Below are 23,283 nucleotides of genomic sequence, written 5' to 3'. Positions count from 1 at the left end.
GTTTATATTTTGAATTCATCGTACACCGATCTAGATACAAGCACCCGAGTATAAGCTCACCGATTGAGGGACATTCAGATTGGTCATGAGATACTTTTTAAGCTTCTGTTTGGGCAGGATATGGTCCGCATTTTATTGATCCTTAGAATCATTCGCAGGAAGATCAGCATCGTTGCTAGAGACCGACTTTACTTCTACCTTCAGGTCGTCGCTGTTAGCTTCCTCCAGCGCAGACGGAGCGGGTTCACCCGGAATCAATTCGCGCTGCTCAATCATGCGTTTGACGACTTCATAACAGTCATCGACATGTTTGTTACCTACATAGCGCATGGCTGTGAAGCTGAGTGCGGCAGCCAGTCCCTGTCCTGCAAACGGAACAAATTTGGCGACCGATTTGGTGGCTACGCGTACGCCGACTCTTTTCAGAACCTGTACCACCAATTCCTTGGTGATCATACGACCGATGACTTTGCTTCCGATGGACATCACGAATCCATAGATCATGGATTTGGTCTCGGGGTCCATACCGTCCAGCTGTTTTTGTGATAATCCGAATTTATTGTTAATGGCAGGCAACAGCTGCATCAGCATCCCCACATCAGCCAGTACGTCTGTACCGGGCAGCGGAACGAGTGTTGTACCGGCAGAAGCGGTAGCTCTTTTGCGAACCATGGTACGGCATTCCTTGCGAACTTGCTCCAATTGTTCCAACGTTGCTGGAATCATAGGGAATCCCTCCATTCGTATATGGTATAGATATAACCGTTTTGACTCGATTTGAATGGGTTCTCACCAGCAAAATTTGCAGCCTTATGACATTAAGGTGCGGAGAAACCCTTTTTCTCATGCATACCTCTGGTTAAACAAGGAAATGGTTTATGGATAAACGGGTCATCTAGCTATTACGAATGAATGAGCATTAGGATGCATACCTGATTGGGAAACCTATTTGGAATCATGATGAGTGCTTAGCGAAGGGCTTGTTTACGGCTTCAACCTTTGTGGGTAAAGGGTAACAAGCATTGGAATGGAGGAAGAGGGATGGAGTTTAACAAAGCGTTGTTAATTCATCATCATCATTCGGGCAAGGCCAATCGTGAGAATACAGTGGGTCCTGTGGCTGGTGTGCTGGCTCCCGCTGTCCATGAACTCGTCATTGTGTGTACGGATGAAGCTGGTGAAGGAGAGAAGCTGTGTCGTGAGCGCGGGGAGCAATTCGATGTGGTGTTTATCCTGGGTGGGGATGGCACGGTGCATGAATGTGTGAATGGACTGGCCGATCTGCAACATCCTCCGTTGATTGGTATATTGCCTGGGGGCACCTGTAATGACTTTGCACGTTCGCTCGGGATTTCATCGGATGCAGAGACTGCGGCACAAGAAATGCTGGCAGGTCGGGTAGTGTCCATTGATGTTGGACGGGCTAATGATCGGGTGTTCACGAACTTTTTTGGCATTGGTTTGATCAGTGATGCATCGCAGAATATTAACGAGAATCTGAAAGGCGCGCTGGGTAAGCTCAGCTATTTTATCAGCACCTTGCAGACGATTAGTCATACGGAACCGTTTCGTTACCAACTGGAGGCGGATGGGAAAGAGATGGAAGGCGAGGCGGTGATGATCTACGCAGCCAATGGCCGTTTTCTGGGAACAAATGCATTGCCCTTTGCACCGGATGCGTTGCAGGATGGCGAACTGGACGTGCTCATTATTCATGAGACAGGCATTCCGCTGCTGCGAGAGGTTCTGTCGCACAAGCCAGAGGGAGAATGGCAACCTCAGAGTGAAAGCATTTCATACTTCAAGGCATCTACGTTAAAAGTGAAGACAGATACGCAGATGTCAGCTGACACGGATGGCGAATTGTATATGAAGACACCCGCCGAGCTATCGGTGCTGACGGGTCATCTGAAGTTTCTAACCGGGGAGGGTTATTAGACCCCCCGGTTTTTTAGTTTGATTTTGACTGATCGAAAAATCAAACATTCCCTGCCTGATCTTTCATATGACGTTGCCTGAACTCATCCTCCAGCATGCTCATCTGAACCGCATCATGATATTGATGGTTGTAAAACAACACATCCCGCTTCACACCCTCGCGCTGGAATCCGAGTTTCTCGTAAGTGCGAATGGCTCGCTTGTTGAAGGCGTACACCTCAAGCTCAATTCGATGCAAGTTACAGATTCCGAAGCCGTAGTCCAGCATAAGCAGCAACGCCTCGCTACCGTAACCTTTTCCTTGATGTTCTGCCTGATCGATGGCAACCCGGATATGTGCACTGCGATTCTTGGCATGCATGTCCATCAGGACGACATCTCCGATGATCTGGTCATTTTCCTGTAAAGCAATAAGTAGCATGAGCCTGGTGTCATCTTGTGCAGCGCTCTCAACATAACGTTCAACCTGAGCGCGTGTGAAACTGTTCTGTGTTCCTGTCAGCCTACGCATCTCGGCGTCAAACAGGCTGGGGAAATAAGCATCCACATCTGTAATCTCGAAAGGACGCAGGTATATGCGCGACGTTTCTAGCAGACGAGGGATGCGTGGGGATGGTTTTGGTGGTGACATAAGTTGTTCCTCCTATAGGTTCAAGGCGGGACAGATTGAGATCGCCCTGCCTCTTAAAGTTGGCGTTACATATTGATGATGACATGAGTATATCCCAATACTGTATACTTCTAAATATACAGTTTTAATTAATTTTACAGGACAGATGAGGTGCAGCAGTATGATTACATTACCGAAGCTGGACGAGAACGATAGTGCGCCAATCTATGTACAGCTCTCGGATCATATCAAAAGGGAAATCATTCACGGGGATTGGGCTGAACATAGCCCATTGCCTTCGGTGCGAAAACTTCCCGAGATGCTTGGAATAAGCACTACTCCAGTGGAATGGGCCTATCAGCAATTGATCGCCGAAGGATATGTATACAGTCAGCCACGACGCGGCTATCGTGTTCGTGCCTTGGTAGACAGCTATCATGCCATGCAGATCGGGAAGACAGACCCACAGACAGCCGGGAAAGCTCCCGAGGCTCGAACGACATGGTCAGAACAGCAGGGCATACGCCCTGCTAGAGAAGTACAATATGATTTTCATATGTCACGCAATGATTTCAGCCTGTTCCCACTTGCCAAGTGGCACCAATATGTTAATCGGGTATGGCGGGAAGAAGCGGAGGAGCTATTGTTCTATGGGGACCCTCAGGGAGAATGGGGGCTACGATGTGAAATTGCTGTCTATCTTGCGCAGTTCAGGGCAGTCAGCTGTTCTCCAGAGCAGATTGTTGTGGGTGCTGAACAGCATCTGCTAATGTCCCTATTAGCACAGACCTTGCTTCACAAGGGAGAATCAACACATTCCATCGGTGTAGAGAATCCTGGATACCGACTGTTACCTGGCACATTCCGCAATTATGGTTATCAGGTTGTCCCGATCTCTCTGGACCATGATGGCATTAACTTGACGGAGCTGGAACAGGCCGAAGTGAAATTGGCGGGTGTGTCACCCTCTCACCAATTTCCACTAGGTATGACCATGCCGATTACCCGCAGATTGGCGTTGCTGGATTGGGCGGAACGAACAAAGGCATATATCATCGAGGATGATTACGATGGGGAGTTCCGCTATTATGGGAGGCCAATCCCTTCCATGCAGGGGCTGCGTGAAGGAAGCCGCGTGATCTATATGGGTGGGTTCTCGCAGGTCCTCGCACCTGCTCTTTGTATACACTACATGGTACTTCCGAGAGAATTAATGGATGATTTTCGCGAAATGTACAAGTCCATTCTGTTCGAACAATCGGCTTCCCGGCTCCATCAGCGAACATTGGAGATGTTCATGCGTGAAGGGGAACTGGGCAAGCATATCCGTAAAATGCGTAATGTCTACAAACGAAAACATGACCTGATCGTTCAGGCCATTCAGCTGCATTTCGGGGATCGGGCTGAAATACAGGGTCAGCACTCGGGATTTCATCTGGTGCTGCGGATTGCATCCCAGCAAACAGCTAACGAATTGGTTGCTTTAGCGATACATGCAGGCATACAGATCAGTTCAACAGAATATTTGTGGGCAAACGGGAGCGGACCAGTAGATGGCAAAAGAGAGTTCATTATCGGTTTTGCCGGAATAGAACCGGAACGCATTGACCCGGGTATTGCCGCATTGGCTAAAATCTGGAGCTAGCATTCGTTCCGCCTAACAGCTCCATCCAGAAACAGGGCCACTAGTTCCTGTGCAAGTTCTTCTATGCTGCCGCCATTCATGTTGCGCACATCTTCGCGGTTCGCGAGCATCAGCAGTGAAGTAAACGCATGGGCAAGCAGCATGGGACTGGCGGCTCGGAAATAACCGTTGTCCATCTCCTTCTGAAAATGGGTGGCTAGTACTTCAAAGATGCGAACCTCTGCTTCCCGAATCTGAGCGAGTTGCTCCGGGTCCAGATGTTTCTCGGCTTCTCGCATCATGGTCTCCGTTTCAATATGGGAGTGCTGCATCTTCGCTTCGGCAACCCTAACCAGACGTTCTTGCAATGGACCGGGTTCATCCAGACGGAGAGAAGTCTGCTGCATGCCCATCGCCATCATACGGGTAATGGCAACGGTGAACAGTTCGGCTTTGCTGGAGAAGTGATAATAGATTGATGCTTTGGTCACATTACATAACGAAGCAATCTGCTGGAGAGAAACGGGTTCATACCCGTATTCCATAAATAGACGTGACGCGGTCATCAATATGTTGGATTGCACAGATGCTTGATCCACACCCGTTTTGGGTCTGCCCGGTGACCGGGGAATGTTTGTTTTTTTGCTCATAAGTACATACCTCTTTACGTATTTAATTGCTTGTTAGAAGTGTTCACAAAATTAGGCATTGCAAAATTAACCTTCCGGTATATATAATTAACTCGATTATACTATGACCCGTGGTTCATTACTACACCATCATATATATTAGGGCTTCATAGAAACAGAATAGGGAGATGAAGAGACAATGCAGGAAGGTTCGGGTTACGGCCGCTGGGTTGCCGGCAAACGAAGCAAATGGATTACGCTGTTGGTATGGATCATTATCGCCGTTGTGCTTGGCATGGTATGGCCTGCTGTAGGTGATCGTGAAACCAATAACGCACAGGATCTGAGTGAATCTAAACCATCGGTTCAGGCAGCTGCACTTGCTGAGAAGGAATTCCCTGGTGGTGAGGGATTGCCCGCACTGATCGTATGGCGTCAAGCCGGCGGTCTGACGGATGAGCAGATTCAGAACATTCAGGCATTAACGGAGCGACTGGATCAAGATCCGGTAGAACAACAACAGTCCGTTGTGCCACTCTATCAATTGCCACCACAGGCATTGAAAGGTCAGCTTTCGGAAGACGGAAGTACTTTGGTTATGCCACTTTTCTTCAATGAAGGCGCCGATTCAGAACAATTGAAGGAAGCTATTGAAGCACTTGAGCAAAAAACACAAGACATCTTCGGGGCAAATCCGTTCGATGTAGCCATAGATGATACCAATACTCTGATTGCCCGTGTGACAGGGCCAGTAGGGATATCCGTTGATGCGAGCGGGCTATTCTCCTCCGCCGATGTATCCTTGCTGATCGCTACGGTTGTATTGGTATTAGTACTGTTGCTGTTGATCTACCGCTCGCCTGTACTGGCAATTATCCCGATCATTGCGGTTGGATTCGCGTATATGGTGACAAGCCCCATTCTGGGATTCATGGCAGATCAGGGCTGGATTACGGTGGACGCACAGTCCATCTCGATCATGACCGTATTGTTATTTGGAGCAGGAACGGATTACTGTCTGTTCATGATCTCCAGATACCGCCAAATTCTCTATCATGAGCCGGACAAAAAGAAAGCCATTTTCCAGGCAATTACCGGATCATCTGGCGCTATTGCTATGAGTGGATTCACGGTTGTTGCAGCACTACTGGTGCTGTTGCTGGCTGAATACGGTGCATATCATCGCTTTGCCGTACCATTCAGTCTGTCCATCTTTATTATGTTTATTGCAAGTCTGACGCTGGTTCCAGCGCTTCTTGCGATCTTCGGTCGGGGTTCATTCTACCCGTTCGTACCACGTACACATGAAATGGAAGTGGAGCGTGCTAAGAAAAAAGGCAAACCGGCTCCTGCCCCGCGCAAAGTGAAGGAAAGCTGGATTGGCCGTGTTGTGGTAACAAAGCCATGGACCGTTCTTGCAATTACGTTGGTATTGCTGGGAGGACTGGCGGCATTCTCTACTCAGGTTAAATTCACGTATGATCTGTTGTCTTCCTTCCCGGAGGATGTGCCTTCCCGCGAAGGTTTCACCGTTATCGGCGAACAGTTCTCCCAAGGTGAGCTGGCTCCAGTGAAAGTGATCGTTGATGCCGAAGGCAAAGAAACTGATCTGAAGCAGCGTCTCGAATCGCTGGATTACATTAGCAAAGTAGGCGATGCTCAGCAGGGTGCCGAGAATGCCAACATTACCGCCTTTGATGTGGAATTTAATCTGAATCCATATTCCATGGAGGCAATGCAGCATATTCCAGATCTGCGGGCTACTGCGGAACAGGCGCTTCAAGACGCTGGTGTAGTTAATGTGGACAGTCAGGTCTGGATCGATGGTCAGACGGCTGAACAGTATGACATTGAAGTAACCGGAGAACGGGATGCCAAGATCATTATTCCCGTGGTCATCGGCATGATTACATTGTTATTACTATTATACTTGCGTTCAGTTGTAGCTACGGCGTATCTGATTGCAACGGTTGTTCTGTCGTATTTCTCTGCACTGGGTCTGGGCTGGATCATCATTCACTACGGACTTGGCGCAGATGCCATTCAGGGAGCGATTCCGCTGTATTCCTTCGTATTCCTCGTGGCACTGGGTGAAGACTACAACATCTTCATGATCTCTAGCATCTGGCAGAAACGCAAAACGATGCCGCTTCGTCAAGCGATCAGAGAAGGTGTTGGCGAGACAAGTTCGGTTATTACATCTGCAGGTCTGATCTTGGCAGGAACGTTTGCGGTACTTGCTACATTGCCAATTCAGGTGTTGGTGCAGTTTGGTATAATCACAGCTGTTGGTGTGATGTTGGATACCTTCCTGGTTCGTCCATTCATGGTACCGGCGATCACCGCATTACTGGGCAAATGGGCCTTCTGGCCAGGCAAGTATGTGCCGATTGCCGAGAAGAATGAGGAGAAACAGAACCAGTCCATGTAATGCATGGATGGGGTGAGATGGACGGCGGGGCTTCAAGCCAGCTGTCCATTTCTTTATTCTCCGAACGATGATGACCTCTACCAGTTGTCCTCCTGAGATGGAATGGTGGAACTGTAAAATATCCGCAAGATGAGGCGTGATCCTTGTTTTCTTTGCATGGGGAAGGTTTACGTAGCTAAGGGTTATGGGACATAATAGAGAGAGCGTCGGCCTTGGGCAGACGGATAATCAACATCAATGGGACAATCAGGGGAAGGATGAAAGCAAGCATGACGAACCAACTTAATGTGTATTTTAACCATGACGGCGGCGTGGATGACCTCGTATCGCTGTTCATGCTTCTGCAAATGGACAATGTACATGTAACCGGCGTATCGGTTATTCCGGCAGACGGATATCTTGAGCCAGCAACAGATGCCAGCCGTAAAATTATCGATCGTTTCGGTACATATTCCGTAGAGGTATCCAAATCCAACTCCAGAGGGAAAAATCCATTTCCTGCGGCGTGGAGACTGCATTCCTTCTATGTAGATGCACTTCCTGTACTGAACGAGTCCGGCAAAATGGAAGCACCACTCTCTGCCGTTCCAGCACACCAGCATCTGATCGAGAAAGTGCGCAATACCAAAGGCAAAACGTTGCTCCTGTTCACAGGCCCACTGACTGACCTTGCGCGTGCACTGGACGAAGCACCAGACATTGAAGAGAAAATCGACAAGCTGGTATGGATGGGTGGTACATTCGAGCGTGGTAACGTAGAAGAACCTGAGCATGATGGCACAGCAGAGTGGAACGTATTCTGGGACCCGGAAGCGGCTTACCGTGTATGGCAGAGTGGTATCCAGATCGATCTGGTTGCACTGGAAAGCACGAATAAAGTACCGCTAACTCCAGCCGTTCGTAACCGCTGGGCAGCAGAGCGTCGCTTCGAAGGCGTCGATTTCCTGGGGAACTGTTACGCAGGTTGTCCGCCACTGGTGTACAGTGAGACAAATTCCACATACTATCTGTGGGATGTACTGACAACGGCTTCCGTTGGACGCGAGGACATCGTGAAGAAGAAAACCGTGAACTGTATTGTCATCCCGGATGGTCCTAGCCAGGGCCGCACGGTGGAGCAAGCAGACGGACGTCCAGTACAACTGGTGTATGATACCGATCCGGAAGCGTTCTTTACGTACATGACGGATTTGGGTAAAAAAGCTGCTCCGCAGCGCTACTAATTCAGGCAGCCTTGGGGCTTGCCATCCTTAAAGGTACAACAAAAATAAAGCCGCAGGCAGTGGTCTGGGTATGGGGTTGACCCCATAATCCCGTCCCTGCCGTGCGGCTATTTGTTTTGGGCTGATCTGCAATCTAAGCTGCCCGCTATATTTTAAATCGACCAATCAATCCGTTCAACTCACTGGACAATACCCGCAGAGATTCGGCGGATGCACTCATCTCATCCATGGATTGCAGTTGGCTTCCGGTAGCATGAGACACCTTCTGTATGCTCGAAGAGGATTCGCGTGAGATATGTTCCATATCCTCCACAGAAGCGGATACTTCTTCTGCACTGGCAGACAGCTGCTCAGATGCTGCGGATACTTCGTGCAGACGTTCATTCATCGTCTCAATCCCGGTATGAATGGATGTGAATGAACGGCCTGCCTCCTGAACAACAGCGAGACCGGATTGGACTGCTGATGTGCTGGCAGACATATGTTCTGACAACAGGGCAGTCTGGCGTGTCATCTCGGCGATCAGTTCGGTTACATGCTGGGACGATTGCTCTGATTCCCCCGCAAGCTTGCGAACCTCGGAGGCAACCACCGCAAACCCGCTACCATACTCTCCTGCACGAGCCGCTTCAATACTTGCATTAAGTGCGAGCAGATTGGTCTGTGAAGCGATGCCTTTCATCAGGTGTGCTACCGATTCAATTTTACCTGAGTACTGCTCCAGCTGAGAGGTGGAGGCCACCATCTGCACATTTGCTTGATGAATTTTGTCCATGCTGTCCATCGCTGTGTTGATGTTGGCTTGACCTTGCACCGCATTATTGGTCGTTTCCTGTGATACATCCGCGACCATAGAAGAAGAATTCGCAATGTGCTGCATGCTGCGCGTGATCTCTTCCATGGCTAACGTAACTTCGCCCGCACGAGCCACCTGTTCGGCAGCTCCACTGGCCGTATGATTGGTATGCTCGGCAATGCGCTGGCTGGCTTCAGCAGTCGCCTGTGAATGTTTCGATACACCTTCGGCAGCCTGTAGCAGAGAATCGGAGCTTTGACGGATGCCCGTCATGACATCACGAGTACCTGTAACCAGATGTTTGAACTCCGAAGCGAGCTGTCCTACCTCGTCCTTGCGACTAAGTTCAACGTTGACGGTCAGGTCGCCTTTTCCTACCTGGGTGATTAACTTCTTCAACTTTACCAATGGACGGGTCAAGTAGTGGGCGAATCCATACACCAACAAGACACTCAGCAGAACAATAGCCAAGGCTGTCCAGATCATGGTCATTCGGTTGCGGGACATCAGTTCATAGACCGCAGTGGAATCCAGATCCGCACCGACCAATCCTAGTACTTTCCCGTCATCCCCATGGATTGGCACATATGCTGTAATGGTAGCTCCATATTCATCCTGTGTGAGTTCACCCCGAATAGGCTCATTCTGTTCAAAAGCTTGCAGCATTCCTTCATAATGGGTCTCCTCTGCGGAACCGTAAGGGGAGAAGTCATCCTCTGCCACATCGACAGCAGCCCCATCCACAACGTAGAAATATGTATTTGTTCCATTTTCTTCGCGTGTACCAAGGGTGTACAGATACTTGAGTCCATTGGCCTCGCGCAGCTGACTGAGCTGCTCACGCAATACGCCGTAATACGCTGTCTCGTCCTGTCCGGTACTGAGTGGTGCATACAGAGAGGTGTCAATTAATGCAGCTGCCCGTTCACCCACAGCCTGTGCCTGCATTCCCATGGATTGTTCGACCAGTTGGGCCGATGAACGGTACATGGTAATGCCAAGAACCGCACCCACGGCCAGCATCAGACAGGAAAAAAATAAAAAGATCCTCATAAACAAACTGTTCATTGGTAAAAGTGTTCCCCCTTGATCTGTTGAATCAATCGTCTCTTTGTCTCTTTACTTGGTGCTTGTCGTTCTTCTTTGGTTCGTATGTATTGTATATCAAATATACCATTTTCTACTTGAAATATCGGCATCCGGTCCATAAAGAATTAGCCCCCGAGTCAATTTGATCCGGGAGCTAGTTTCGTTTCAATCCTATATTGACCATGCTTATCATTGGAAGAAGCCTCATTGTTACTCCTTAGAGGGGCTTCATATGACTGAGTGATTAAGTCATTACATCGTTCCGCCGCCCTGGCGAACAGAGGCAGGAATCTTTTCAGGTCCCTGATTAATATATTTATTGATAAAAGTACCCACCTTGGCATCGTCGAATTGGTCGAGCTTCATTGTTTTGGTCCATGCGGTCACCACGACTTCACTGCCTTCGGGAATATCCTTGTTGGGTACAGCCAGAATACCTGCTCCGGCTTCGCGGAATTTGGCTAGGTATTTCAGATGTTCCTTCAAATCCTCGCTTGCGTTCTCACGATAATAGATGATGATATCCCCGTGCTCCAGATTGTGTACCAGGTAATTGTAGCCCGGGAAGTCAGTGTAAAACCCAAACTTGATATCATGCGGATTATGCGGCCCCGATGTTGGAATTGTCATCTCATACTGGATAGGGTCCTCCGTATGGTCAGCCCCATAATATTTATCGTCTGTAACATCGATGGTCGCGTTGGATGCCAGATCGGCTACATTATATGTTTTACCTGCTCCTTGCATAAAGAACAGGCCAAACATAATTATCGACACAGCTATCATTACATGTGCAGCCAGCCGAAGGGATCGACTTTTTTTCTGGATGTCCGCCCGCTCTTTCTTTTTCATGTGGCCCAGGATTTTGCCCTGTGTGCGTGATGCCCAGATATAGGCGGCGATGGAGAACAGTAATACGATTACACCTACGATGAGCCACAGGTAGGATGTACCTGCCTCGTGCTCCATTTGCATATGATTCATATGAGTCATGTCCATAGAGAGTTCCTCTGCTTTCTGTGTAAAATGAGTGATTAATACACTACATAATGTAGTGTTAGTGGCAACGGTGAATCCGCTCATTACGTAACGGGAGTTGCTGGTTCCGTGTTTGTTACGTAAATAAGAACATACCTGTTGCACTACACATTATAGTGTATGAAACATGCTCGGCGCAATGCTGCCTTAGAAAACCAAAAAAGACGTTCCCCGAGTGAGCAGGGAGCGCCTTAATATAATCTAATGGGATAACAGCGATCGGAAGGTTGTTCTGTCATCGTAGTAACAAGTGTAAATAAGCTTATTCCAACTGAACTATTTTACAGACGACCAAACGGTGAAAGCATTAGGCGGATCAGTCCAATGATAATCTCACCCAACAATCGATACAGAATAAAGAATACGACCACATTGGCGATCAGCACACTGTACATGCTATCGATGGCTGCTTGGGTGCGATTCAGTGGATATTGGAACAGCACCGAGTTCAGAGCAACAAAGATAATGATATACGAGACAGCAAGCAATGAGATCGCGATGGAATACGAGATGATAATAAACAGATTCGCCAGAACAAGGGATACGACAGCAGGAACAAGCAATGTACCAAACTGGGCAACCAGTGTTTTGGGGCGGAAGGTTATTTTTTCAATCTTCAGAATAGCGTACATCAGTGCAATAGAGGCAATCAGGATAATGACGGTGAACAATAGCGGCCTTAAAAATCCACCAATGAACAAGCCGTCCATGCCTATGCGACTAAAGGTAATTAAGAAGTATGTAGAAGATAGAACTGCAATTAGCGCCATCGTTAGCCATCCGTTTAGTGAATGCTGGTCGCCAACGGTTTTCATCGTCTGATAAGGACGGGCCAATACACTGAGGAAATAGGACAGATACTGTTTACTTACTTCTTTGGCTTGCTGAACTTTCTCATTCTGCACAATATTATTCCACTGATTGGAGCTATTGCCTCCTGCAGAAGCATGGTCATTGGTACCTGTTGATTCTCTCGCCTGTTCCTTGTGAATGGAGACGGATGGTGTGTTGGATGGAGCAGATGTCTGGGAAGAGGTAGTCTGCGTGCTGGACCAACGGGTATATTCGGGTTCGGAAGCAGCAGATTCTGGGTTCGGCACAGGAGTTGGTGATGAAGTTGTTTGGGTTAGATTAGAGCCGCACCTCTCGCAAAAATGGGCATCTCCATTTTCATGATTACATACTGGACATTTCATGGTATAAGCCTCCAATTTCTAGAAAATAAAAACATGTCAACATTGTGTCTCATTTTAACGGTTAATGACGAAGTTTGTCTATGTTTCGCAGCAATAAGTGCCCATTTAGGGAAAGTTGAAACAAAGCCACGAATCCTCTGTATGAAAGCGGAGTGTAGAAGCAACAATAGTATAGGAATGACATGCAGGCATATTAATGTAAATTCACTGTGGTATAAGCCGAATTGTTTTCTGCTGTTAATGTCTCATCGTTCGCTTTTATGTGTTATTATCATGTTAACTATATCTTTTGGGTTGCCTATGATCGTATATTTATGTATAATCAATCGTGTTAACACGTCGAATGTACGGTAGTAAGAGATGTGGGTGAGTTCATGGAACTACTGGACAGCAATGAGAGCAAGAAGAAGATGTGCCAGTATTATAACGAAATTTCGAAGGAACTGTTCGGATTTGGCACCACTCTCCTGAGAGTGACCATTGACCAGAATATTGTGACCTTCTACGCGAAGCACCGACGTTCACCGCGCTCTGACGCCCTGGAAGGGGAGGCCCCCGGCTTAAAGCTGGAAGTGGACTTCCGCATGTCTGTCTTATATAAGAAGAAATTCCGGGAGAAGCTCGAGCAACACATGGGTTTGCCAATCGAAGCTATATTGCGGGATTATGATGCGTCCACTCAGTGGGCGATCACGAATGTGATTCTGGAACAGGCCTAAGGATGGATCGGCAGGATTGATTCTTGTTGATATATACCGAGGTTATCCGGATTCATGATCAGGTTCCGTACAATTTCATATGATGGCGTCTGTCTTTGGATTGATTCTGAAGCAGAAACCGATGATGTACCGGCAGCGGGTGTCGCTTTCCTTTGTTTACGAAGAAAAGTGTTCTTGTTTATACAAGAGCACTTTTCTTTTTGTTTTTTCATACACATCACATATATCAGGGGGAATAAGGATCATGATGAAAAAGTGGATTAGCGGTTTGGCAGCAGTGGCAATGACATCGGTATTACTTGCAGGTTGTGGCAGCAGTACAGAGGATGCAACAGGCGGATCAGGCAGTGGGGGAACAGCAGCGAACAAATTGGTTATCTCCACTTGGGGCTTCTCGGAAGATTTCTTCAATGAATCGGTATTTGGCCCCTTTGAAAAAGAACATAATGTAGACATCGTGCTCGAAGTCGGCAATAACGCTGAACGTCTGAACAAAATTCGTCAAGGTACATCAAATGTTGATGTTATCTACCTGTCTGATTACTATGCACAACAAGGTATCGATGAAGGTCTGTTTGAGAAAATCGACCGCTCCAAAATTCCAAATGTAAATGACATTTATGATATTGCCAAAGCACCACTTGGTGAAGATTATGGCCCGGCCTACACCGTTGGACAGCTCGGTATTGCTTATAACCCGGATCTCGTATCCAAAGAAGTGACTTCATGGAGTGACCTGTGGGACCCGGCGTTCGAGGGTAATCTGACCATCCCGAATATTACAGCAACAGCTGGCCCAATGGTTGTGGATGCAGCTTCCCGTGTAGCTGGGAACGATACGTTTAATGAAGATGCGGCATTTGCTGAACTGAAAAAACTGAGCGGCAATGTGGTTAAATTCTATAGCCAAACTTCCGAGTTCGTGAACATGTTCTCCCAAGAAGAGATTGCGGGCGGACCGATCATGGAAATGTATTTCAAAGATCTGAAAGCAGCCGTGCCTAATGCCAAGTTTGTTACACCTAGCGAAGGTGCATATGCCGTGATGAACACAATCAATGTCGTGAAAGGCAGCAAAAACAAAGAGCTGGCTGAAGAGTTCATCAACTGGCAGCTGAGCCAGGATGTACAAGCGAAATCTGCTAAAGCCAAGGTCGATTCCCCGGTTAACACAAAGGTTGAACTGACTGCTGAAGAAGCAGAAGGTGTAACATACGGCGCTGAAGTTGTTGAGAAGCTCAACAAGCTGGATATGGAATTCGTGAATCAACAGGTTAAGGGCTGGACAGATCGCTGGAACCGTGAGATTGCACAATAAAAACAAGTAACCGACTGATTTAAAAGTATCTTTGATCAACATGTTCAACTTATATCATTTGCAGCAAGCAACCATATCACCGTATAGGAGTTGAGAACGGATGAGTGAAGCGCAAAATCGCATCATTCTGGACGTGGACACGGGGATTGACGATGCACTGGCGATCTTGCTGGCGGTCAAAAGCCGGAAGCTGGACATCCTCGGTATCACCACAGTCTGTGGGAACGTATCACTCCAGCAGGCAACAGAGAATACGTGCAAAATTCTTGAACTCGCGGGTGCACCAACGATCCCGGTCATTGCCGGAGCAGCTGGACCGCTTACTCGCAAGTCGCATTATGAACACCGGGTACATGGACAGGACGGGTTGGGCGGTGCGCTGCCTGATCCGGCCGTGTCTAAGAAAGCCGAGGAAGGTTTTGCGCCAGACTTTATCGTGGAGCAAGCCAAGTTGTATCCAGGCGAACTGACATTAATTATGACCGCACCATTAACCAACTTGGCCCTCGCGTTGATGAAGTGTCCTGAACTGCCTTCTTTATTGAAGGAAGTCATCTTCATGGGTGGTGTTGTTCGCGGACATGGCAATATTACACCGACTGCCGAGTACAACACATACGCTGATCCAGAAGCAGCTCGCATCGTACTGCACGCAGGCATCGAGAAGCTTACTCAGGTCGGACTGGATGTGACGCGTCAAACATTGCTGAATGAAGCAACGATTGAGCGCCTCACAGATCCTGTAATTCGTGCATACGTCGCTCAAAGCACAGAGATTTATATCAACCGTTATGAACAAATGAACGGCGTCCGCGCTTGCGCTTTACATGACCCACTAGCCGTGGGTGTAGCCCTTGCCCCGGAACTGGTAGGACGCAAATCGTATTATGTCGATGTCGAAACCGCCAGCCGCCTGTGCGATGGTCAGATGGTATGCGACTTCCAAAACCGTTTGGGTGAGCAACCCAACACGCTCGTTTGCGAAACTGTAGATGCAGAAAGCTTCCTTGAACTGTTTATCAACGCGTTAAACGCGTAGTTATGATAGTTAAATTCATATTTTACACAATAACGTAGTGACAGAAGAAAGCTGGAGAAGCGAAGCGTTCGCCTTTATCCCCGGATTTCCCCTTTTAAATAAGGATCAAAAAATCTGGGGATAACAGCGATCGAAAGATTCTTCTGGCACGGAGTGAGCTAGTGTAAAGTTGTGCTTTTAACGTGTGAATAAAACCATTTTAAAAGTCAGGAGTATCGCGATGAAGAAATCAGTAATCTACTGGCTATTGCTGCCGGGATTTGTGTTTTTGGCGGCATTTATGATCATTCCGATTGTCCTGACGATCGGGTCGACGTTTTTCCAAGAAAACTCCTTTACGTTTGAAGGATACATGCATTTTTTCAGAGACCCATACTTTTTGAAAATATTGCTTACGACGCTGCAAGTCAGCGTGGTCACCACCATCGTCTGTGTGGTGCTCGGATTCCCGACAGCTTATTATATCTCGCAGAAAGCGCCGCGCCGTAAAGGCATTTTGCTGGCACTGGCGATCTTCCCACTGCTGACGAGCCCGGTCGTGCGCTCGTTTAGCTGGATGATCATTCTTGGACGCAAAGGGCTGATTAATAATACCCTTGTTGGTCTGGGTATCGTGGACAAGCCGCTGGACATTCTGTACACGCCGGCAGCGATGATGATCGGTCTGACACACCTGTTCCTGCCACTGATGATTATCTCTCTGGTGGGTGTGCTGGAGAACATTGACGGTGACCTGCTCAAAGCAGCACAAAGTCTGGGTGCATCGCGCATTACGGCATTCCGCCGGGTCGTGTTCCCACTGGCTGTGCCAGGACTTGTGATCGGAGCCGTGCTTGTCTTTGTTGGAAGCCTGACGGCGTATACCACACCTGCCCTCCTTGGAGGCAAGCAGCGTGTAATTGCTACGTTCCTGTATCAAAACGCCATGACCCTCAACGACTGGTATCTGGCCTCGGTTGTTGCCGCGATTATGATTGTAATTACATTTGTCGTGGTCGGTGTCATGAACAAAATGGCCAAAACTTTAAATCCGAAGGGGTAGACACATATGCGGGAGAAACATATCGGGCTGGGTCTGTTCAGTCTGCTGGTCTTTATCTTTCTGCTGGGCCCGCTTCTGATCATATCGGTCACTTCGTTTGAACCGGGAACGGTACTCAAATTTCCGCCGGAAGGGTTCTCCTTCCGCTGGTATGAGAATATTTTCAACACAGGCGGTTTCCTCCGCACGTTCCAGACGTCCATCATCATTTCCTTACTGGGAAACTTGTTGGCACTGGTGCTCGGAGTTCCGGCTGCGTATGCACTTAGTCGTTACGATTTCAAAGGCAAGTCCGTGCTGAACGCACTGTTCCTGTCCCCGGTACTGATCCCGGGAATCGTGCTTGGTTTTACATTGATGAAATACCTGATCGTAATCTACCATCTGCCGATGTATCTCGGACTGTTGATCGGTCATACGATTATCATGCTTCCATTCATCATTCGGGTTATCGCGTCGAGTCTGTCGAGCTTTGATTTTGCAGTGGAAGAAGCTGCGCTGAGTCTTGGTGCGGGACGGGTAAGAACGTTCTTCACGATCGTGCTTCCCAACATCCGCTCAGGAATTATCGCTGCCGTGCTGATTGCTTTCCTGGAGTCCTTCAACAACGTGGACATCTCGGTGTTCATGACCGGACCAGGGGTAAGCACATTACCGATCCAGATGCTGACGTATGTGGAGAATTATTTTGACCCAACGATTGCAGCGATTTCCGTGCTGTTGATGGTACTGACCGGACTATTAATGTTCGTGATCGAACGGATCATGGGCGGATTTTCATACTTTACTAAACGTTAATTGGAGGCGCAGAACGCTATGGCATTGCTGACATTAGACCACGTATCCGTGGCATACGATAAGCAGACAATCCTGAAGGATTTTCAGTTGGAGCTGGAAAAAGGTAAACTGCTCTCCCTGCTCGGACCGAGCGGTTGCGGCAAAACAACTACGCTGCGCCTCATCGCCGGATTCCTGGAAGCATCACAGGGCAAGTTTATGTTTGGCGGCAAGGATTATACGAAGGTTCCGGCGAACAAGCGGAACTTCGGATTTGTATTTCAGAGTTATGCGTTATTCCCACATCTGTCTGTCTATGACAACGTGGCCTTTGGCCTGCGGATGCGTAAAGTAAAAGACAAGGATATCTCTTCCCGTGTGATGCGAATCCTGGAAGTGGTTAACCTGAATGGATTTGAGAAACGTTTTCCACAAGAATTGTCTGGTGGACAGCGTCAACGTGTGGCGATTGCTCGCGCATTGGTGATTGAACCTGACCTGCTCTTGTTCGACGAACCACTCAGTAACCTGGATGCCAACCTTCGCCTCAACATGCGGGTGGAGATTCGCCGGATTCAGCAAGAGCTGGGCATTACAACGCTGTATGTCTCTCATGACCAGGAAGAGTGCTTCTCGATCTCGGATCAGGTAGCGATTATGAACAAAGGTTTGGTCGAGCAGCTCGACCGCCCGGAAACCATTTTCAAATATCCGGCGACTGAATTTGTAGCACGATTCATCGGGTTCCATAATTTTATTGAATTTGCGGATCGCAGTGATGCAGGTGAATTAATCACCCTGAGCGCAGGTGGACGTACGTTTACAGCTACTGCACATCCTGGAACAGCACGTCCTGGTGCACGCAAAGGTGCGATTCGCCCGGATGATCTGATCGTTAGTGGAGATACCTCTGCGGATGTGGTAAATGCATTGCCGGGGATTATCAAAGTCAGCACGTATCTGGGACGCAGTTATCAGTATGTAATCGAGACGGAGCTGGGTGATTTTACAGCAAATCAGGAGATGGAAACACCGTACCTTAGTGGGCAGCGTGTTAGCCTGATTTTCCCACAGGACAAGCTTGTATTGGTAGAGTAGTCGTGAATGTAGGGAGTAGCATTAAGAAATAAGAGCAGCAAAGAAGGCATTTCATGCGATGACTACGGACGAGGCAGTGGTACGCAATCAAGTGCAGTACATCTGATTAAAGTGCAGATTCATTGTCCAGTCCGGATCGCGGTGAAATGTTTGTGAAGAAGGAGATTATGCCCCATGCGTGCAGATCAACTAATTGTGAATGTACATGTGTATAACAGTTATTATAAACGGTTTGAAATGAACAACGTTGCAGTACTCGACGGCAGATTCCTGTATGTTGGACCCGGCGGACCGGAGATGATTCAGGCAGACGAAGTCATTGATGCGCGGGGAAGATACATGATTCCTGGCTTGATCGATATCCATCTGCATATCGAAAGCACGATGGTGACACCGGAAACCTTTTCCCATGGTCTGATTGGCTGCGGCGTAACGTCCATTGTAGCGGAACCGCATGAGATGGCGAATGTATTCGGGCTGGAGGGTGTGCAGGAGATGATGGCTGCGAGTCGGGAGACGACGGTGGACATGTTCTATGCGATCCCAAGTTCCGTTCCGGCAACCCCGATGGAGACAACAGGCGGTTCGATCGAGATCGAAGATATGGACGTGCTGCTCGCCACTGGCGAGATCATCTGTCTGGGCGAGATCATGAACTATGTCGATGTCATCCGTGATCCGGAATGCAAGACAAACCAGATTCTACAGCATATCCGCAAAAACTATCCGGATCTTGTGATCGAAGGACATACACCGAAACTGCTTGGACTCGATCTGCATCGACTGATCTACGCAGGTATTGATTCCGATCATACTCATCAGAGCATTGAGGGATTACAGGCGCGGATTGCGGCAGGTATGTTTATTGAAATTCAAGAGAAATCAATGACCCCGGAAGTCATGGAGTACCTGATTCAACATGATGTGGCGCAGCATTTCTGCTTCGTAACAGATGATGTAATGCCGGATTCACTGGTGGAGCGTGGTCATCTGGATCATATCGTACGCAAGGCAATTCAGATGGGGATGCGTCCGGAAGACGCGATTTATGCAGCAACATCAACCCCTGCTTCCCGGATGAAAATGACCGATCGTGGCAGCGTTGCCCCAGGCAAAGTGGCCGATTATGTGTTGTTATCTAACCTGGAGGAGCTCGCTATTGATCAGGTGTACAAAAACGGCCGCAAAGCTTATGACGATTACGAACCGTATAAGCAGGAACGCATAACCGGGCAGTTCCCACCTCACTTCTATAAGAGTGTACAGTTGGAGAAGCTGGGCGTAGCGGATTTTGCAATTCAGTTGTCAGACCCAAAAGTCAGTGGATCAGGGGTTGATCTCGCTGGTGAAGGTGAGTACCAATGCCGTGTCATGATGGTCAAGGATGGTTCTACTTTTGTGGAAGAGCATATTGCATCGGTTCAGTCCTCAGATGGCGAATTGCAGTGGGAAGAAAGTGGATATGCGCAGATCGCGACCTTTGAACGTTATGGCGTGAACGGCAATCGTGCACGTGGCCTGATCGGTGGAGACACCATCAAACGCGGCGCCATTGCAACGACATATTCACACGACAATCACAACCTGCTGGTTGTAGGACGTAATCGTGAAGATATGATATTGGCAGCTAACACGGTAATTTCGAGCCAGGGTGGGTTCTGTGTGGTGGAAGATGGCAAGGTGCTGTCCCATCTGGAACTTCCTGTAGGTGGCATTTTGACGGAAGAACCACTTGCAGTGGTTTCCCATCAAGTGAAGGAATTGAGAGCAGCGATGTTGTCTCTTGGATATGTGCATTACAACCCAATCATGTCGATCAGCACCCATTCCCTTGCGGTAAGTCCCGCGTTGAAGATTACGGACCATGGCTTGATTGATGTGAATGCAGGTAAGGTTGTATCGTTGATTGTATAGTTTGAAGACACATATGTCGTGATGCACATGAAAAAACACCCTATTTGGTATTATCCCCTTTAAGTAGACACTTGAAAAAGCCTTCATGTTATCATGAGGGTTCAAGTGACACTTGGAGGGGATATTTTTATGGCAAAAAAAGGACAAACATTTCAGACGTATACCGAAGAATTTAAATTGAATGCGGTTAGATCCTATGTCGAAGGGTCTTCAAGTTATAAAGTGGTAGCTGAACGCGAAGGAATTCGAAACTGTTCACAACTGAAGGTGTGGGTGAAAAAGTGGAAAAACGGGGAATCGTTCGATGAGCGAAAAAACAATGTTCCGAATCCAATGAAAGGACGTCCCCGTACTGCCTTTAGCAGTGTAGAAGAAGAACGTGACTACCTTCAAGCACAGGTGGATTATTTAAAAAAGCGGTATCCAAATCTAGTAAAGGAGAAGCGCTGAGCCAACGGGAGAACTACGATATCATAGACGAATTGCGCTGCTCGCATAGCATTACACGCCTATTATCGATTACAGGAATACCCCGTTCCAGTTATTACAAATGGCGAGCAACACAGCCGCAGCGAGACGCAAGACAAGACCGTGATCGTGAGATCAAAGAACACATGATGGCTATTCATTTTGCAAACCGAGAGTTTGGTTATCCTCGCATGACAACGGCGCTCTGGGAGGCTGGTCTGAACGTTAATCACAAGAAAGTATGGCGAATCATGCGGGAACTATCGATCCAATCGGTCATTCGTAAGAAGCGGAAGAAGTCCAGCTATACGCCATCTGTGATTTATCCGAATCGCCTGAAGCGCAAATTTCATGCCACAGCCCCCCAGCAAAAAATGGTGACGGATATTACTTATATTTCGGATGGAAACACATTCGTTTATCTGTCTGTCATTCAAGACTTGTTCAACAACGAAATTGTAGCTTGGCAATTATCTAAACGGAACGATGTTCAGCTCGTATTGGATACGGTGGAACAATGGACACAAAAAAGAGACGTTTCGGAAGCCGTGCTCCATTCGGATCAAGGCTTCCAATACACGTCTCAGGCGTACAACACACGATTAGAAGCATTCGGCGTGAAGGGCAGCCACTCTCGCAAAGCAACCTGCCTGGATAACGCATGCATCGAATCCTTCTTTTCGCATCTCAAGACAGAGAAGCTGTACCTTAACCAGTGTAATTCAGAAGCAGAGATTCGACAAGCCGTGGAAGATTACATGTACCATTACAACTACCGACGATTTCAAGCCAAACTCAAACAGCGCGCACCGATTGAATATCGATGCGCACTGGCAGCATAGCTTTTTTCATCTGTCTACTTGACAGGGGTATGACCAATTTCACAATTGTGAGCTAGGGTGTTTTTGTCTGTGCTTATTGGAATTATTATTATTTTAGCAACTTCTCTGGGTTCTTCACTTTAATGGAAACAACTTCGCCACAATCCAGACAAACCGTGTACATTTTTTCCACACCGAGAGTCATTTTCTTATCCAATGGACGAAGGTTGATGTAATCCGATGCTTCTACGAAAGATGTTCCTCCGCAATCATGACATTTCTTTTCTGATGTACTCATAAGTTCATTCCACCTTTTATTCATTTGTAATGTGTTCATTAATATAATATTCATTAAATGGAAATACAAAATTATCTAATTATTCATCGTAGATTAGGGTCCGTTAGTCCGTAAATTAAATTTTTATTTTGCCTTCTAAAGTCCACTCCAAATATTTGGACACTGAAGGTGCGACCCATTTTCGGCTGTCATTTTCATGATTCCACACAAACACGTCATCTCTACACGTTCCATCCCCTGTCACAGGAAAAGCAAATAAATCCCCAATCCCACTTTCCCCGAAGAAGAGCAGGTGATCAAAGGGCATGTAGTAATCTTGGGAGTGGTCATCCCGATAATGTCTGTTTTCATTCTTAATTCGATCTTCTGACCAGATAAGTCCCAAATCGTAAATAGCTCTGACTCCATTGGTTTCGAGCAATATTTCTTTTAATTCACGAGGGAGCGTAACCTGTAAGGAGTCTTCCATCTTTGCAATGTCATCACCAGATGCAGGGGGACTGAACGTATACTCCTTCGAAATGCTATGAAGATGCTCTTTCCACATGAATAAAGGCCTCCTCGATATATTCTAACTGTCAGTAACGAATGAAACGGTATGTAATTGATTGAAAAAAGAAGTCCTTCTTAACTTAAAAGGCTACTGTTTTTGATGTAGCGCAGTAATGTTATGTAAGGACTACTCTTCTAACTCCAGTTTACCAAGTTAGCCAACCGCTCGTTCGTTTATAGTTGTGCAGAAGATCGTATTGCTCGTGGTGCATGAGACGCTTCATTTTGGTTCTATACAGACGATAATCATGTTTACGATCGGGTTTACTTTCTTTGTTGTAATGCGTGCTCTTGATTCCTTTACGGTGATCTTTCAGCTTTTCTTTTCTTGGATCAATGAACTTCTTGTTGTGTCTCTGTGCAAAAGCTGTTTCATTTTCCCATGATTGAATCTCTTCCTGTGTGAACATCTTCATCCCCGTTGTACCGGGCTAGATTTTGGCTTGAGTAGCCAGTGCCTTGAGCACAACTAATAGGAGAAGAATTTTGGGTTGAACATCGTCATCACCTCAGATTTAATCATCCTTATTTTAACATATAAAGCCGTCCGATCAATTCTGGTCTAAGCGTTATTATGGGTACTGTTCTGGAGTAGAGATGATCACGCAACAAATCCCTTTTGGACGAGGCATAGGAATACATATATAGTAGTAAGAAAAGAGT

Annotated in this window: 22 protein-coding genes; 13 read left to right on the top strand and 9 right to left on the bottom strand. The window is 47.5% G+C overall.

Translation table 11 applies throughout. From position 1 onward, the window contains the following. Positions 1-132: 132 nt before the first annotated feature. On the bottom strand, positions 133-726 hold the full coding sequence (locus tag MHB43_RS30380; RefSeq protein ID WP_339180241.1) for a hypothetical protein: 594 nt from the start codon (positions 724-726) through the stop codon (positions 133-135). A gap of 315 nt (positions 727-1,041) precedes the next feature. Here MHB43_RS30380 and MHB43_RS30375 point away from each other — a divergent pair, with 315 nt between their 5' ends. Continuing rightward, the gene (locus tag MHB43_RS30375) at positions 1,042-1,938 is read left to right on the top strand and encodes a diacylglycerol/lipid kinase family protein (protein ID WP_405130984.1); all 897 of its coding nucleotides are present in this window, start codon (positions 1,042-1,044) and stop codon (positions 1,936-1,938) included. A 40-nt stretch (positions 1,939-1,978) separates the two neighbouring features. Here MHB43_RS30375 and MHB43_RS30370 read toward each other — a convergent pair whose 3' ends face one another. Beyond that, positions 1,979-2,569 carry a GNAT family N-acetyltransferase gene (locus MHB43_RS30370; protein WP_405130983.1) on the bottom strand — a complete coding sequence of 197 codons (591 nt, stop codon included), beginning with the start codon at positions 2,567-2,569 and terminating at the stop codon, positions 1,979-1,981. 160 nt (positions 2,570-2,729) lie between these two features. Between MHB43_RS30370 and MHB43_RS30365 the strand changes: the two genes are divergently transcribed. After that, entirely contained in the window at positions 2,730-4,193 is a 1,464-nt protein-coding gene (locus MHB43_RS30365) for a PLP-dependent aminotransferase family protein (protein WP_405130982.1), read from the top strand. Here the strand turns inward: MHB43_RS30365 and MHB43_RS30360 are convergent. After that, positions 4,190-4,822 (bottom strand): TetR/AcrR family transcriptional regulator, encoded by a 633-nt coding sequence (locus MHB43_RS30360; protein ID WP_405130981.1) that lies wholly within the window; start codon positions 4,820-4,822, stop codon positions 4,190-4,192. The genes MHB43_RS30365 and MHB43_RS30360 overlap by 4 nt on opposite strands. 178 nt (positions 4,823-5,000) lie before the next feature. On the opposite strand from MHB43_RS30360, the gene MHB43_RS30355 reads away from it, so the two are divergent. Further along, positions 5,001-7,232, top strand: coding sequence for an MMPL family transporter (locus MHB43_RS30355; protein WP_405130980.1), 2,232 nt, complete (start codon positions 5,001-5,003; stop codon positions 7,230-7,232). Positions 7,233-7,501: 269 nt separating this feature from the next. After that, positions 7,502-8,455 (top strand): nucleoside hydrolase, encoded by a 954-nt coding sequence (locus tag MHB43_RS30350; RefSeq protein WP_221819669.1) that lies wholly within the window; start codon positions 7,502-7,504, stop codon positions 8,453-8,455. A gap of 145 nt (positions 8,456-8,600) precedes the next feature. Here MHB43_RS30350 and MHB43_RS30345 read toward each other — a convergent pair whose 3' ends face one another. The 3 genes from MHB43_RS30345 to MHB43_RS30335 all read right to left on the bottom strand — a co-directional run bounded on the left by MHB43_RS30345 (position 8,601) and on the right by MHB43_RS30335 (position 12,574). Beyond that, positions 8,601-10,319 carry a methyl-accepting chemotaxis protein gene (locus MHB43_RS30345; protein ID WP_405130979.1) on the bottom strand — a complete coding sequence of 573 codons (1,719 nt, stop codon included), beginning with the start codon at positions 10,317-10,319 and terminating at the stop codon, positions 8,601-8,603. A 273-nt stretch (positions 10,320-10,592) separates the two neighbouring features. Beyond that, positions 10,593-11,339 carry a DUF3105 domain-containing protein gene (locus MHB43_RS30340; protein ID WP_405130978.1) on the bottom strand — a complete coding sequence of 249 codons (747 nt, stop codon included), beginning with the start codon at positions 11,337-11,339 and terminating at the stop codon, positions 10,593-10,595. A 320-nt stretch (positions 11,340-11,659) separates the two neighbouring features. Beyond that, the gene (locus MHB43_RS30335; protein WP_405130977.1) at positions 11,660-12,574 is read right to left on the bottom strand and encodes a hypothetical protein; all 915 of its coding nucleotides are present in this window, start codon (positions 12,572-12,574) and stop codon (positions 11,660-11,662) included. Between the two features lie 374 nt (positions 12,575-12,948). On the opposite strand from MHB43_RS30335, the gene MHB43_RS30330 reads away from it, so the two are divergent. From MHB43_RS30330 to MHB43_RS30290, 9 genes are all read left to right on the top strand, one after another. Beyond that, on the top strand, positions 12,949-13,293 hold the full coding sequence (locus MHB43_RS30330) for a Na-translocating system protein MpsC family protein (protein ID WP_017691786.1): 345 nt from the start codon (positions 12,949-12,951) through the stop codon (positions 13,291-13,293). Positions 13,294-13,540: 247 nt separating this feature from the next. Further along, on the top strand, positions 13,541-14,611 hold the full coding sequence (locus tag MHB43_RS30325; protein ID WP_237177492.1) for a PotD/PotF family extracellular solute-binding protein: 1,071 nt from the start codon (positions 13,541-13,543) through the stop codon (positions 14,609-14,611). 100 nt (positions 14,612-14,711) lie between these two features. Then, positions 14,712-15,650, top strand: a complete 939-nt coding sequence (locus MHB43_RS30320) for a nucleoside hydrolase (protein WP_339306029.1) — start codon at positions 14,712-14,714, stop codon at positions 15,648-15,650. A 220-nt stretch (positions 15,651-15,870) separates the two neighbouring features. Next, the gene (locus MHB43_RS30315; RefSeq protein WP_036612869.1) at positions 15,871-16,692 is read left to right on the top strand and encodes an ABC transporter permease; all 822 of its coding nucleotides are present in this window, start codon (positions 15,871-15,873) and stop codon (positions 16,690-16,692) included. Between the two features lie 6 nt (positions 16,693-16,698). Next, entirely contained in the window at positions 16,699-17,490 is a 792-nt protein-coding gene (locus tag MHB43_RS30310; RefSeq protein ID WP_017691790.1) for an ABC transporter permease, read from the top strand. Between the two features lie 18 nt (positions 17,491-17,508). Beyond that, positions 17,509-18,567 carry an ABC transporter ATP-binding protein gene (locus MHB43_RS30305; RefSeq protein WP_405130976.1) on the top strand — a complete coding sequence of 353 codons (1,059 nt, stop codon included), beginning with the start codon at positions 17,509-17,511 and terminating at the stop codon, positions 18,565-18,567. 174 nt (positions 18,568-18,741) lie between these two features. Then, positions 18,742-20,481 carry an adenine deaminase gene (locus MHB43_RS30300; RefSeq protein WP_405130975.1) on the top strand — a complete coding sequence of 580 codons (1,740 nt, stop codon included), beginning with the start codon at positions 18,742-18,744 and terminating at the stop codon, positions 20,479-20,481. A gap of 129 nt (positions 20,482-20,610) precedes the next feature. After that, on the top strand, positions 20,611-20,931 hold the full coding sequence (locus tag MHB43_RS30295; RefSeq protein WP_405117721.1) for a transposase: 321 nt from the start codon (positions 20,611-20,613) through the stop codon (positions 20,929-20,931). Next, positions 20,928-21,791 (top strand): IS3 family transposase, encoded by an 864-nt coding sequence (locus tag MHB43_RS30290; protein ID WP_405132428.1) that lies wholly within the window; start codon positions 20,928-20,930, stop codon positions 21,789-21,791. The genes MHB43_RS30295 and MHB43_RS30290 overlap by 4 nt, the downstream gene beginning before the upstream one ends. An 88-nt stretch (positions 21,792-21,879) precedes the next feature. Here MHB43_RS30290 and MHB43_RS30285 read toward each other — a convergent pair whose 3' ends face one another. The 3 genes from MHB43_RS30285 to MHB43_RS30275 form a co-directional block, all read right to left on the bottom strand. After that, positions 21,880-22,068 (bottom strand): hypothetical protein, encoded by a 189-nt coding sequence (locus MHB43_RS30285; protein ID WP_145149558.1) that lies wholly within the window; start codon positions 22,066-22,068, stop codon positions 21,880-21,882. A gap of 115 nt (positions 22,069-22,183) precedes the next feature. Continuing rightward, the gene (locus tag MHB43_RS30280) at positions 22,184-22,615 is read right to left on the bottom strand and encodes an SMI1/KNR4 family protein (RefSeq protein WP_133386174.1); all 432 of its coding nucleotides are present in this window, start codon (positions 22,613-22,615) and stop codon (positions 22,184-22,186) included. 151 nt (positions 22,616-22,766) lie between these two features. Continuing rightward, positions 22,767-23,030 carry a hypothetical protein gene (locus MHB43_RS30275; RefSeq protein WP_051447285.1) on the bottom strand — a complete coding sequence of 88 codons (264 nt, stop codon included), beginning with the start codon at positions 23,028-23,030 and terminating at the stop codon, positions 22,767-22,769. Between the last annotated feature and the right edge of the window lie 253 nt (positions 23,031-23,283).

The sequence above is a fragment of the Paenibacillus sp. FSL H8-0317 genome (genome assembly GCF_045040685.1).
GTDB lineage: Bacteria > Bacillota > Bacilli > Paenibacillales > Paenibacillaceae > Paenibacillus.
This window is presented reverse-complemented; position numbering and strand designations above follow the sequence as displayed.